Annotated in this window: 4 protein-coding genes; 2 read left to right on the top strand and 2 right to left on the bottom strand. The window is 72.8% G+C overall.

Going from position 1 to position 14,167, the window contains the following annotated elements; all coding sequences use genetic code 11:
• Nucleotides 1-28: 28 nt before the first annotated feature.
• The gene (locus ACFVT2_RS24060) at nt 29-1,450 is read right to left on the bottom strand and encodes a PLP-dependent aminotransferase family protein (protein ID WP_390021237.1); all 1,422 of its coding nucleotides are present in this window, start codon (nt 1,448-1,450) and stop codon (nt 29-31) included.
• Between the two features lie 142 nt (nt 1,451-1,592).
• On the opposite strand from ACFVT2_RS24060, the gene trpD reads away from it, so the two are divergent.
• Nucleotides 1,593-2,618 (top strand): anthranilate phosphoribosyltransferase, encoded by a 1,026-nt coding sequence (trpD, locus tag ACFVT2_RS24055; RefSeq protein WP_390021286.1) that lies wholly within the window; start codon nt 1,593-1,595, stop codon nt 2,616-2,618.
• A 97-nt stretch (nt 2,619-2,715) separates the two neighbouring features.
• On the opposite strand, the gene trpC is transcribed toward trpD, so the two are convergent.
• The gene (gene trpC, locus ACFVT2_RS24050) at nt 2,716-3,501 is read right to left on the bottom strand and encodes an indole-3-glycerol phosphate synthase TrpC (protein ID WP_390021236.1); all 786 of its coding nucleotides are present in this window, start codon (nt 3,499-3,501) and stop codon (nt 2,716-2,718) included.
• Between the two features lie 428 nt (nt 3,502-3,929).
• Between trpC and ACFVT2_RS24045 the strand changes: the two genes are divergently transcribed.
• Nucleotides 3,930-14,165, top strand: a complete 10,236-nt coding sequence (locus ACFVT2_RS24045; protein ID WP_390021234.1) for an amino acid adenylation domain-containing protein — start codon at nt 3,930-3,932, stop codon at nt 14,163-14,165.
• The last annotated feature ends 2 nt before the right edge of the window (nt 14,166-14,167 follow it).

Genomic DNA, 14,167 nt, shown 5'->3' with positions numbered 1-14,167 from the left:
TCACCGCGGCCGGTTCCGGCGCGGCACGTCAGGCGCAGCCATCGGCCCGGCCGGCTGCGAACAGCTCCGCATAGGCCGTCCCCAGTTCCTGGAGGGCCTCCGCGATGCCGGTACGGGGCACCGCGGTGTAGCCCACCACCAGGGCCGGGGCGGCCTGTTCGGGCCGGGCGTGGTAGCGCCGGCCGCCGCGCACCAGCACCGAGCGGCGCAGCGCCCGCTCGACGAGCGCGGCCTCGTCCGTCCGGCGCGGCAGCCGCAGATAGGCGTGCAGCCCGACGGCCGAGCCGAGGGTGCGCACACCGGGCAGGAAGCGGCGTACGGACTGCTCCAGGCTTTCGCGGCGGACGCGGTAGCGGGCGCGCTGGCGGCGCAGATGGCGGTCGAAGTGGCCCGCGCCCAGGAACGCCGCGAAGGCGAGCTGGGTGAGCACGTCCGAGCCCAGGTCGCGATGGGACCGCATCCGTTCCACGGGTGCCAGCAGCCGGGCAGGCAGCGCGAGCCAGCCGAAGCGAAGGCCGGGCGCGAGGGATTTGCTGGCCGTGCCGCCGTAGACGACGCGTTCGGGGGCGAGGCGTTGCAGCGCCGGCGGGCGGGTGCCGTGCTCCAGCCACAGGTCGCCGTCGTAGTCGTCCTCGATGATCCAGGCGTCCTGGTCGCGGGCCCAGCGGATCAGCGCCTCCCGGCGGGCCGCGGAGAGGGTGGCGCCGGTGGGGAACTGGTGGGCGGGGGTGACCAGCACGGCCCGTGCGCCCGTCCTGGCCAGCGCCTCGACGTCCAAGCCTTCGGCGTCGACGGGGACGGCCACCGGCCGCAGCCCCACCTCCCGGACGAACTGCCGCTGCCGGTGGTGGCAGGGGTCCTCCATGGCGAGCCGGTCGATGCCCTGCTCGGCCAGCACGGCGCACAGCAGGCCGAGCGCCTGCGCAAAGCCGGAGACGGCCATGACCTGCCCCGGGGTGGTGAGCACCCCGCGCGCCCTGCCGAGGTAGCGCGCCAGTTCCTCCCGCAGCGCGGCCGCCCCGGACAGCGGAGGGTAGTCCATGGTGCCGGGGGCGGCGGACCGGACGGCGTGCTGGTAGGAGGCGAGCCATTCACGGTGCGGGAAGCCGGCGAGATGCGCGGTGCCGGTGCGCAGATCCCAGCGGGCCGGGGGCACCGGACCGTCGTCGAGGAGGGTCGGCAGGGCGGGCGTGGGCGTCAGATGCGCGGCGACGCGTGTTCCGGAGCCCCGGACGGCCTCCAGATAGCCCTCGGCGATGAGCCGGCCGTACGCCTCGACGACGACGCTGCGGGAGACGGCGAGGTCCGCGGCGAGTTGCCTGCTGGACGGCAGCGGGGTACCGGGACGCAGTACACCGGTGGAAATCTCCTCTCTCAACGTGCCCTCGATCTGGGCGGTGAGCGGTTCTTCGGATTCCCGGGACACATCGATCAAGGCGTGCCAGGCCATTTCTTCGGCTCCCCCAAGTGGACTGGAATCACTCATGGCAATTGGTCTGGGCGCGGTGTGACGGTGCGGCACAAAATGGCCGGGTGCGCAGGAGAGGGGACAAGCGGTGACCACAGGCGATGGCCGAGAGCGGACCTGGCCGATGCTGCTGACGGCGTTGCTGGCGGGCGAGCATCTGACGGCCGAGGACACCGCGTGGGCGATGAACGAGGTGATGCTCGGCCGGGCGGCATCCGCGCACCTGGCCGGGCTGCTGGTGGCGCTGCGGGCGAAGGGCGAGACGGTCGGCGAGGTCGAGGGGCTGGTGCGGGCGATGTACGCGCACGCCGTCCCGCTGGAGGTCCCCGGGCCGACGCTGGACATCGTCGGCACCGGTGGTGACCGTTCGCACAGCGTCAACATCTCCACGATGTCGGCGATCGTCGCGGCCGGGGCCGGCGTCCGCGTGGTCAAACACGGCAACCGCTCCGCGTCGTCCGCCGCCGGCTCCGCCGATGTCCTCGAACAGCTCGGGGTGGCCCTGGACCTGCCGGTCGAGGAGGTCGCCAGGGTGGCCACAGAGGCCGGCATCACCTTCTGCTTCGCGCCGCTGTTCCACCCGTCGGTCCGCCATGCCGCCGCGACCCGGCGGGAGTTGGGCATTCCGACGGTCTTCAACGCGCTGGGCCCGCTGACCAATCCGGCCCGGCCGACGGCGCAGGCGGTCGGGGTGGCCGATGCCCGGCTGGCGCCGCTGCTGGCCGGGGTGCTGGCCCGGCGCGGGGCGCGCGGGCTGGTGTTCCGCGGCGATGACGGGATGGACGAGCTGACGGTCACCACGACCTCCACGGTCTGGTCGGTGCGCGAGGGGCGGGTGCGCGAGGAGGCGTTCGACCCGCGCGACGTCGGCATCGACCATGCACCGGCCGGGGCGTTGCGCGGCGGTGACGCGGCGCACAACGCGGCGGTGGCGCGGGCGCTCCTTGCGGGTGCGCGGGGTCCGGTGCGCGATGCCGTGCTGCTGTCGTCGGCCGCGGGGTTCGCGGCGCTGGAGACCTCGGAGGGCCCGGTGGCGGAGCGGATCGGGGCCGGGATGGAGCGGGGCGCCCGGGCGATCGACTCGGGGGCGGCGGCGGAGGCGCTGGAGCGCTGGGCCGCCGTCTCCACGAAGCTGGCCGCCTCCCGGTGAGCCGCGACGGCGCGGACGGCGGACGCCCTCGGTGCACGCCCGTGATCCCGCGGTGCGCCGCCCCGCCCCACCCCGGTCCGGCCGCCGCGCGCAGTGGTCAGTGCCCGACCGCTGCCCGCAGGGCGGCCAGCGCGGCGTGCGGCCCGTCCGCGGTGACCAGGGCCTCTCCCACCAGCACGGCATCCGCGCCGCAGGCGGCCACCGCGGCGACGTCCTCGGGGCCACGGATGCCGGATTCCGCGACGCGCAGCACGCCCCGCGGGATGCCGGGCGCGAGCCGGGCGAAGGTGTCGCGGTCGACCTGAAGGGTCTTCAGATCACGGGCGTTGACGCCGATCACCTCGGCGCCGACGGAGAGCGCCCGATCGGTCTCGGTCTCGTCGTGCACCTCCACCAGCGTCGTCATGCCCAACTCCCGGGCCTGTCCGAGCAGTTCACCGAGCAGCCCGGACGGCAGCGCGGCCACGATCAGCAGCACCAGGTCGGCGCCGTGTGCCCGGGCCTCCCACAGCTGGTAGGGCGTCACGATGAAGTCCTTGCGCAGGACGGGGACGCGGACCGCGGCACGGACCGCGTCGAGGTCGGCGAGCGAGCCGTGGAAGCGCCGCCGTTCGGTGAGCACGCTGACGGCCGCGGCGCCGCCCGTCACGTAGTCGCGGGCCAGGCCGGCCGGGTCGGTGACGGCCGCCAGCGGTCCCTTGGACGGACTGGCCCGCTTGACCTCGGCGATGATCTGCACGCCGGTGGAGCCCAGCGCCGTCACGGCGTCCAGCGGTGCGGGCGCCGCTGCCGCCCGGTCGCGCAACTCGGCTTCGGTGACCCGACGTTGTCGTGTGTCGAGGTCTTCGCGTACACCGTCGATGATCTCGTCGAGCACGGTCATGGGAGGTCGGGTCCTCTCGGCTGTGGGTGCGGTGGGGGCCTGCTGCGCCGCCGGCGGACTGCGGGGCGCGAGGGCACCGGCACATCCCACCCGGCAGGGAAGAGGCTAGGAAATGCCTTTATCGCTGGACTATCGACGCCGGCGGCAATTCCGCCCGTGGCCGCGGGCGGCGGGCCCGGGGTGCGGCGGGGGAGCGGACCCTGGCAGGTGGGCCCATGGATGCGAAGCGGCCGCGATAACAAGACGAAAGCTGAGCCTCCTACCTTTTCGATCAGCTGGTGAACTGGAACTCATGACGTCGTACCCCTGACGTCACGGGTTCCTTTCGCGTGTTTGCCGGCGAAGAAACGGCGAAAAATCGCGGGGCCCATTCCCAATTTCCGTGAACACCCATGGCCTCGATACGGACGGCACAAGGAGTCGGCGGCATGTCGGAAGCATCGATGCATGGTCTGGATCTTCCGGGCGAGGGGCTGCCCGACGCCGGCACGGCGGCGCCCCGGCCGGTGCCGGCCGAGTGGAACGCGACCGCCTGCGAGGCGCCCACGGCGAGCCTCCGGGAGCAGTTCGAGGCGCAGGTGGCCCTGACGCCCGAAGCGGACGCGGTGCGCTGCGGGGACGAGCTGCTCAGCTATGCCGAACTCAACGCCCGCGCCAACGCGTTGGCGCGTCTGCTGATCCGGCACGGCGCCGCCCCCGAGCGCTACGTCGCGGTCGCCCTCCCCCGCACCGTCGACCTGCCCGCCGCCCTGCTGGCAGTGGTCAAGACCGGCGCCGCCTACCTGCCCGTCGACCCGGAGCACCCCGCCGACCGGATCGGTTCCGTCTTCGCCGACGCCGCACCCGTGTGCGTGCTCACCACCGAGGCTCTCGCGTCCCAACTGCCGCAGACCGACGCCCCGTTCCTCGCGATCGACGACGCGGACACCGGCGCCGCTCTCGCGGAGCTGCCGGCCGGCGACCTCGGCGCGGACGAGCGGCCGGCCGACTGGTCCCCGGCAACACCTGTGTACGCCCTGTTCACCTCCGGCTCCACCGGCCGCCCCAAGGGCGTGGTGATCACCGGCGCGAACCTGGTCAACTTCCTTGCCGCGATGCAGAAGAAGTTCACGCCCCGGCCCTCGGACCGCTTCCTCGCCGTCGCCACGGTGGCGTTCGACATCGCAGGACTCGACCTCTACCTTCCGCTGCTCTGCGGGGCGTCCGTCCGGCTCGCCACCTCCGAGGAGGTGCGCGACACCCCGCGTCTGGCCGCGCTGCTGGCCTCCTCCGGTGCGACGTTCATGCAGGCCACCCCCTCCCTGTGGCAGGGGCTGGTGGCCCAGTTCCCCGAGGCGCTGCACGGGCTGCGGATCCTCGTCGGCGCGGAGGCGGTACCGCCCGCCCTGTCCCGGCGGATGACGGAGCTGGCCACGAGCGTCACCAACCTCTACGGCCCGACCGAGACCACGGTCTGGTCGACCCTCGCCGACGTCACCGGCGAGGGCGCGGCCCCCATCGGACGGCCGATCGGCAATATGCGGATGCACGTCCTGGACGACGCGCTGCGGCCGGTCCCGGTGGGCGTACCGGGGGAGCTGTACATCGCCGGGCGGGGCATGGCGCGCGGTTACCTCGGCCGCCCGGACCTGACCGCGGGGCGGTTCGTCGCCCACCCGTACGGTGCGCCCGGCGAGCGGATGTACCGCACCGGGGACCTGGTGAAATGGCGGCCGGACGGGCAGTTGGCGTACCTCGGCCGGACCGACTTCCAGGTCAAGGTACGCGGCTACCGCATCGAGCTGGGTGAGATCGAGTCCGTGCTCGGCGGGGATCCCGGTGTGGCCCAGACCGTCGTCATCGTGCGTGAGGACCGCCCCGGAGACCAGCGGATCACCGCCTATGTGGTGCCGGTACGCGACGGCGAGCGGCTGGACGTGACCGGCCTGCGTGACCGGGCGGCCCGGGCGCTGCCCCCGTACATGGTGCCGTCCGCCTTCGTACAGCTGGACTCCTTCCCGCTCAATCCGAACGGAAAGGTCGACCGCCGGGCGCTCCCGGCACCGGACGCCGCGCCCGTGGCCGCCGGGCGCCGGCCCCGCGACGACCGCGAGGAGATCCTTTGCGGGCTCTTCGCCGAGATCCTGGGCGTGGAGCAGATCGGTATCGACGACAGTTTCTTCGAGCTGGGCGGTCACTCCCTGCTCGCGACACGGCTCACCAGCCGCATCAGGGCCACGTTCGACGTCGAACTGGGCATCCGGGGCCTGTTCGAGGCGCCGACGGTCGCCCAGCTCGCAGGCCAGCTGGCGGGCGCGGCCGGTGCGCGGGCGGCGCTGGCGCCGGTGGCACGGCCCGCACGGGTGCCGCTGTCGTTCGCACAGGCCCGGATGTGGTTCCTGGACCAGCTGGGCGATACCGGGGCGGCCTACAACCTCCCGGTGGCCCTGCGGCTGACCGGTGCCCTGGACGTCGGCGCGCTGCGGGCCGCACTGACCGACCTCGTGGCGCGCCATGAGAGCCTGCGGACCGTCTTCCCCCGGGAGGACGGCACTCCGTACCAGCGGGTGCTGGACGGTGCGGCCGCCCGGCCCGTTGTCGAGGTCGTGCGGACGGACACCGGGAGCCTGCCGGAGGCACTTGCCGAGGCCGCCGGGTACCGGTTCGATCTGGCGGCCGAAATCCCGCTTCGGGCCTGGCTGTTCCAGACGGCACCCGACGAGTGGGTGCTGCTGTTGCTGGCGCATCACATCGCTGGCGACGGCTGGTCGACGGACCCGCTGATCGGTGATCTGTCGACGGCGTACACGGCCCGGCACCGGGGCGAGGAGCCGGCGTGGACGCCGTTGCCGGTGCAGTACGCCGACTACACGCTGTGGCAGCGGCAGATCCTCGGCGACGAGGACGATCCGCACAGCGCCCTGTCCGGCCAGATCGCCTACTGGAAGAAGACCTTGGCGGGGCTTCCGGACCGCCTGGAGCTGCCCACCGACCGGCCGCGGCCCACCGTCGCCGGACACCGGGGTGACGTGGTCGAGCTGTCCTGGGACGCGGAACTGCACGCCGGTATCGCCCGTCTGGCGCGGGAGCACCGGGCGAGTGTGTTCATGGTCGTCCAGGCCGCGCTCGCCTCCCTGCTGACCAGGCTCGGCGCGGGCACCGACATCCCCATCGGCTCGCCGATTGCCGGGCGCACCGACGAAGCGCTCGACGACCTCGTCGGCTTTTTCGTCAACACGCTCGTGTTGCGTACCGACACCTCCGGCGCCCCGACCTTCGCCGAACTCCTGGACCGCGTACGGGAGACGGACCTGGCGGCCTACGCCCACCAGGACCTCCCCTTCGAACGGCTCGTGGAGCTCGCCAACCCCACCCGCTCGCTGGCCTACCACCCCCTCTTCCAGGTGATGCTGGCGTTCCAGAACGAGGACACCGCGCCCGACCTGCCCGGTGTGACCGTGCGCAGGTGCCCGACGACCGTCACGTCCGCCAAGTTCGACCTGTCCTTCGAAGTGACCGAGGAGCGCGGCGCGCAAGGGCAACCGGCCGGGATGCGCGGGGTGGTGGAGTTCGCGACGGACCTCTTCGACCGGGCGACGGTCGAGGCCCTGGCCGGCCGCCTGGAGCGGCTGCTGCACGCCGTCGTCACGGACGCCGCCCGGCCCATCGGCGACCTCGACATCCTCTCTCCCGCCGAGCGCGACCAGCTGCTCACCGGCTGGAACGACACTGCCCGTGCGATTGCCCCGGCGACGCTGCCGGATCTGTTCCAGGCGCAGGTGGCGCGGACGCCGGATGCGCCGGCCCTTGAGCAGGGCGAAACGGCCCTGACCTACGCGGAACTGAACACCCGCGCCAACCGCCTCGCGCATGAACTCATCCGTCGGGGCGCGGGCCCCGAGCGCGTCGTGGCGCTCGCGCTACCACGCTCCTTGGCCATGGTCGTCGCGATCGTCGCCACCTGGAAGACCGGCGCCGCCTACCTGCCTGTCGACCAGGGCTACCCTGCCGAGCGCATCGCTTACATGTTGCAGGATGCCGGTCCGGTGCTGGTGCTGGCCGACGGGGCTTCGTCCGGGCGCCTGCCGGATTCCGGACCGCCCGTGATGATGTGGGACGGCCTGGTTCAGGGCCCGGCACACGACCCGTCGGACGCCGACCGCCGTTCCCCTCTTCGGCCGGACCACCCTGCCTATGTCATCTACACGTCGGGTTCTACGGGCCGTCCCAAGGGCGTCGTCGTCCCGCACACCGGTATGGCTTCCTTCGTCGCGGATATGGCTGACCGCTGGCGGCCGACGCCTGACAGTCGGGTGCTGCAACTGACCTCGCCCAGCTTCGATGTGTCCTTGCTGGAGGTGTGGTTGGCGTTCGGTTCCGGTGGCTGTCTGGTGGTTCCGCCTGCCGGTCCGTTGGCGGGGGAGGCGTTGGCCGAGGTGCTGGCGGAGCTGCGGATCACCCATGCGGCAACGACGCCGGCGGCGCTGGCGAGTATGCCGGTGCGGCCGCTGCCCGCACTGCGCACGCTGCTCACTCTCGGTGAGGCGGTCACCGGCGCGGTCACCGGCCGGTGGTCGGCCGACCACGCTGTCCACAACGGATACGGCCCTACCGAAGCGACAGTGTGGGTAACGGCGAGCGACCGGCTCCGGGGGAGTGAGGCGCCGCCGATCGGCCGGCCGGGCTGGAACACCCAGGCATACATCCTCGACAAGCGACTGCGATTGGCGCCGGTGGGTGTGGCCGGCGAACTGTACATCGCCGGAGCCCGGTTGGCCCGCGGCTATTTGGGACGACCCGATGTCACCGCAACCCGCTTTGTCGCCAACCCGTTCGGGGAGCCTGGTGCGCGGATGTATCGCACCGGTGACCTCGCTGTTCGGCGTGCTGATGGGCAGTTGGAGTTCGTGGGGCGCGCCGATACGCAGGTCAAGGTGCGGGGTTTCCGTATCGAGCTGGGCGAGATCGAGAATGCGTTGGCGGCTCAGCCGGCCGTTGCTCAGGCTGTGGTGACCGTTCGCGAGCATCAGCCCGGTGATCGGCGGATCGTCGCCCATGTCGTGCTGAGTGCGGGCATGGACGCGGACGTGGCTGGGTTGCGGGCCGGGTTGGCTGAGTCGCTTCCGGAGTACATGATTCCGTCGGCGTTCGTCGTGCTCGCGGCGTTGCCGCTGACGCCCAACGGCAAGGTCGATGCTGCTGCGTTGCCTGCTCCGGAGTTCAGCGCGGCTGTGGGTGGTCGGGAGCCGCGTACGGCGCGTGAGGAGATCCTGTGCGGGATTTTCGCCGGGGTGTTGGGTGTCGAGCGTGCCGGGATCGATGACAACTTCTTCGACCTCGGTGGGCATTCGCTGTTGGCGATGCGTCTGATCAGTCGGGTTCGGGCCACGTTCGATGTGGAGTTGTCCGTGCGGGACCTGTTCGAGGCGCCGACGGTGACGCAACTCGCCGCCCGGCTGGCGGACCGGGCCGGGGCACGGGTGACGGCACTGGTGCCGATGGCGCGGCCCGAGCGGGTGCCGCTGTCGTTCGCCCAGCACGGGCTGTGGTTCCTGCACAAGCTGGAGGGGCCCAGCGCGACCTACAACGTGCCGATGCGGCTGCGGCTGAGCGGGGCGCTGGACATCGCGGCGCTGCGGGCGGCGGTGGCCGATCTGGCGGTCCGGCACGAGTCGCTGCGGACCGTCTTCCCGGAGGTGGACGGCACGCCCTATCAGCTGGTCCTGGACGGCGCCGCGGCCCGGCCGCCGGTGGAGGTGGTCCGGGTCGGCGCCGGGGAGCTGGCCGAGGCGGTCGGGCAGGCCGCCGGGTACGTCTTCGACCTGACGGCGGAACTGCCGCTGCGCGGCTGGCTGTTCGAGACGGCGCCGGACGAGCACGTCCTGCTGCTGCTGGCGCATCACATCGCCAGTGACGGATGGTCGATGGGGCCGCTGGTGCGCGATCTGTCGGCGGCCTACGCCGCGCGGTGCGCGGGCGAAGAGCTGGCGTGGACGCCGCTGCCGGTGCAGTACGCCGACTACTCGCTGTGGCAGCGGCAGATCCTCGGCGACGAGAGCGATCCGCACAGCCCGCTCGCCGCCCAGGCCGGATACTGGCGGAAGCAGCTGGCGGGCCTGCCCGACGTGCTGGAACTGCCCACCGACCGGCCTCGCCCGGCCGAGGCCGGCTACCAGGGGGACAGCATCCCGCTCGCCTGGGACGCGGAACTGCACGCCGGTATCGCCCGTCTGGCGCGGGAGCACCGGGCGAGTGTGTTCATGGTCGTCCAGGCCGGGCTCGCCTCCCTGCTGACCCGGCTCGGCGCGGGCACCGACATCCCCATCGGCTCGCCGATCGCCGGGCGCACCGACGAAGCGCTCGACGACCTCGTCGGCTTTTTCGTCAACACGCTCGTGCTGCGTACCGACACCTCCGGCGCCCCGACCTTCGCCGAACTCCTCGACCGGGTACGGGAGACGGACCTGGCGGCCTACGCCCATCAGGACCTCCCCTTCGAACGGCTCGTGGAGCTCACCAACCCCACCCGCTCGCTGGCCTACCACCCGCTCTTCCAGGTGATGCTGAGCTTCGAGGCGTCGCCCGCCGAGGTGGCCTTCACCGGACTCGACGGCGAGCTGGAGCTGATCGGGTCGCAGACCTCCAAGTTCGACCTGGAGTTCACGCTGGAGGAGACGGCCACCGCCGACGGCCGGCCCGCCGGGATGCGGGGCCTGCTGGACTTCGCGACCGACCTCTTCGACCGGGAGACGGCCGAGGCGCTTGCGCTGGGCCTGGAACGGCTGCTGCGGGACGCGGTGGCGGATGCCGCCCGGTCGGTCGGCGAACTGGGCCTGCTGCCCGAGGACGAGCGCGCCGAACTGCTCGGCAGCCAGGCGTTCGGGGTGCGGGAGCTGCCCGGTGGCGAGACGCTGCCGGCGGGGGCGGGCGTGTACGTCCTGGACGCGGAGGGCCGGCCGGTGCCGGCCGGAATGCCGGGCCGGCTCGTCGTCACCGTCCCCGAGTCCGCCGACCTGTCCGGGGTGACGTGGTACGGGCAGGCACCGGGGGACGGCGAACCCGATCCGTTCGCCGCGGCGCCGGCGCGGATGTTCCCGACCGGCGTGGTCGTCCGCTGGACGGCCGACGGCCGGCTGCGGCCGATGGCCTCGGCGGCGCCGGTCGCCGCCGAGGACGGGGCGGCGCGGACCCCGGCCCGGCGCCGGGCCCGCACGCCGCAGGAGGAGATCCTGTGCGGTCTGTTCGCCCGGACGCTGGGGCTGACCACGCTGGAGACCGACGACAACTTCTTCGACCTGGGCGGGCATTCGCTGTCGGCGGTGCGGCTGCTGAGCCGTATCCGCGACGCGTTCGGCGCCGAACTGGCCGTCCGCGACCTGTTCGAGGCGCCCACCGTCGCCGGGATCGCGGCCCGGCTGAGCGGCGCGGGCGAGGCCCGTGCGACCCTGGCCCCGCGGCCGCGCACCGAGCGGGTCCCGCTGTCCTTCGCCCAGCGCCGCCTGTGGTTCCTGCACCAGCTGGAGGGCCCGAGCCCCACCTACAACGTGCCGATGGTGCTGACGCTGTCGGGTGCGCTGGACGTCGAGGCGTTGCGCGCGGCGCTGGCGGACGTGGCGCAGCGCCACGAGAGCCTGCGCACCGTCTTCCCGGAGGCGGACGGCACGCCGTACCAGCTGGTACTGGAGGGTGCGGCCGCGCGGCCCGTCGTCGAGGTGGCCGAGGTGGCACCCGACGAGGTGGCGGCGCAGGTCGCCGAGACCACGCGATACGCCTTCGATCTGACGCGGGAGCTGCCGGTGCGGGCCCGGCTGCTGCGCACCGCGCCCGAGGAGCACGTCCTGGTGCTGCTGGCGCACCATATCGTCAGCGACGGCTGGTCGATGGATCCGCTCACGCTGGACCTCTCGGTGGCGTACGCGGCGCGCTGTGATGGCGCCGCACCACGGTGGGAGCCGCTGCCGGTGCAGTACATCGACTACACCCTGTGGCAGCGCGATGTGCTCGGCGACGAAAGCGACCCGGACAGCCTGTTCGGGCGTCAAATGGCGTACTGGAAGCGGCAGTTGGCGGGCGCTCCGGACCGGCTGGAGCTGCCCACCGACCGCCCGCGGCCCGCGGTGGCCGGCTACCACGGGGAGGACGTCGACTTCTTCTGGGACGCGGAGTTGCACTCGGGGCTGACCCGGCTGGCCCGGGAGCACCAGGTGAGTGTGTTCATGGCGCTGCAGGCCGCGCTCGCCACCCTGCTGACCCGGCTCGGCGCGGGCACCGACATCCCGATCGGCTCGCCGACCGCCGGCCGCGCCGACAGCTCCCTCGACGATCTCGTCGGCTTCTTCGTCAACACCCTCGTGCTGCGTACCGACACCTCCGGCGACCCGACCTTCGCCGAACTCCTCGGCCGGGTACGGGAGACGGACCTGGCGGCCTACGCCCACCAGGACGTGCCCTTCGAACGGCTCGTGGAGCTCGTCAACCCCACCCGTTCCCTGGCCCACCATCCGTTGTTCCAGGTGATGCTGGTGCTGGCGAACACCACCGAGGGCGAGTTCGCGATGCGCGGACTGGAGGTGACCGACGGTCCGTTCCGTGCCTTCGCCGCCAAGTTCGACCTGACCTTCCACATCGGGGAGCGGCACACCGAGGACGGCGCCGCCGCGGGTCTGGTGGGCGCGCTGGAGTTCGCGACCGACCTCTTCGACCGGTCGAGCGCGGAGGCGCTGGTCGAGCGGCTGGAGCGGCTGCTGCGGGCAGTGGTCGAGGACGCCGCCCGGCCTCTCGGCGAGCTGGAGATCCTCTCGCCCGCCGAGTGCACGCACCTGCTGACCGGGGTGAACGACACTGCGCGCGAGTTGCCGCCGACGACGCTGCCGGAGCTGTTCCAGGAGCAGGTGGCCCGCACTCCGCGGGCACCGGCCGTGGAGTACGCGGGGACGGTGGTGTCGTACGCCGAACTCAACTCCCGTGCCAACCGGCTGGCGCACCACCTGCTGGGGCAGGGCGTCGGACCCGAGGACGTGGTGGCGCTGGCGCTGCCGCGCTCCACGGACCTGGTGGCGGCCATCCTCGCCGTCCTCAAGGCCGGCGCGGCGTACCTGCCGGTGGACCCGGAGCACCCGGACGACCGGATCTCCCACATGCTGGAGAGCGCCCGGCCGGCGTATGTGCTCACCCACGACGCGGTCGCCGGGCGGCTGCCGGCGGGGGCAGGGCGGCTGGTCCTGGACGGGTCCGACGCGGCCGACGTGCTCGCCGCACAGCCGGACCACGATCCGCGCGACACCGACCGGCGCACGCCGCTGCTGCCCTCGCACCCCGTGTACGTCATCTACACGTCGGGGTCGACGGGGGTGCCCAAGGGCGTGGTGATGCCCGTCGGCGCGCTGACCAACCTGCTGGCATGGCACGCCGAGACCCTGTCGCGCGGCTTCGGCCGGCGCACCGCGCAGTTCACCGCGGTGGGCTTCGACGTCGCGGCGCAGGAGACCCTTTCGGCGCTGCTGCACGGCAACACCCTGGTCATTCCGGACGACGACATCCGTCGGGACGCCGCGGCGTTCGCCCGCTGGCTGGACGAGCAGAAGATCTCCGAACTCTTCGCGCCGAACCTGGTCGTCGGCGCGGTGGCGGAGGAGGCCGCCGCGCAGGGCATCGGCCTGCCCGCGCTGACCGATCTCGCCCAGGGCGGCGAGGCGCTGGTTCTCGGCCCGGCGCTGCGGGACCTGTGCGGTACGGCAACGCGGCGACTGCACAACCACTACGGGCCGTCCGAAACCCATCTGGTGACCGCGTACACGCTGCCGGAGAGGGTCGACGACTGGCCGGCCACCGCTCCGCTGGGCACGCCGATCTGGAACATCCGGGCGTACGTGCTCGACGCGCGGCTGCGGCCGGTGCCATCCGGCGTGCCCGGAGAGCTGTACCTGGCCGGTGCGCAGCTGGCCCGCGGCTATCTGGGTGCGCCGCGGCTGACCGCCGAACGGTTCGTGGCCTGCCCGTTCGGGGCGCCGGGTGAGCGGATGTACCGCACCGGCGACCTGGTGCGGTGGGGCGGTGACGGGCAGCTGGCGTACCTCGGGCGCGGTGACGACCAGGTCAAGATCCGCGGGTTCCGGATCGAGCCGGGCGAGATCGAGAGCGTCCTCGCCGCGCATCCGGCCGTGGGCCAGGTGGCGGTGGTGGTGCGGGAGGACACACCGGGGGAGAAGCGGCTGGTGGCCTATGCGGTGCCGGCCGGGGACACGGCCGTGGACGTCGCCGAGCTGCGCGCCCTGGGAGCCGCCAGGCTCCCGGCGCACATGGTGCCCGCCGGGTTCGTGGTGCTGCCGGCTCTGCCGCTGACGCCCAACGGCAAGCTGGACCGGCGGGCGCTGCCGGCTCCCGACTTCGCGGCGTCGGCCACCGGCCGGCGGCCGCGGAACCCGCGGGAGCGGTCGCTGTGCGAGATCTTCGCAGCGGTGTTGGAACTGCCCGAGGTCGGCATCGACGACAGTTTCTTCGCACTGGGCGGACACTCCCTGCTCGCCACCAAGCTGATCAACCGGATACGGGCGGACCTGGGAGCCGAACTGTCCATCCGGGCGGTATTCGAAGCGCCGACGGTGGCGGCGCTCGCCGAACGCGTAACAGGTGCCAAACGCAGAGCACGGCCTGCGCTGCGGCCGATATCGAGGTCTGGGAAGTAGCC

Source organism: Streptomyces sp. NPDC058000 (assembly GCF_042886435.1).
Classification (GTDB): domain Bacteria; phylum Actinomycetota; class Actinomycetes; order Streptomycetales; family Streptomycetaceae; genus Streptomyces.
Note: the sequence above shows the minus strand (reverse complement) of the source record. Positions and strands in the feature narration are given on the sequence as shown.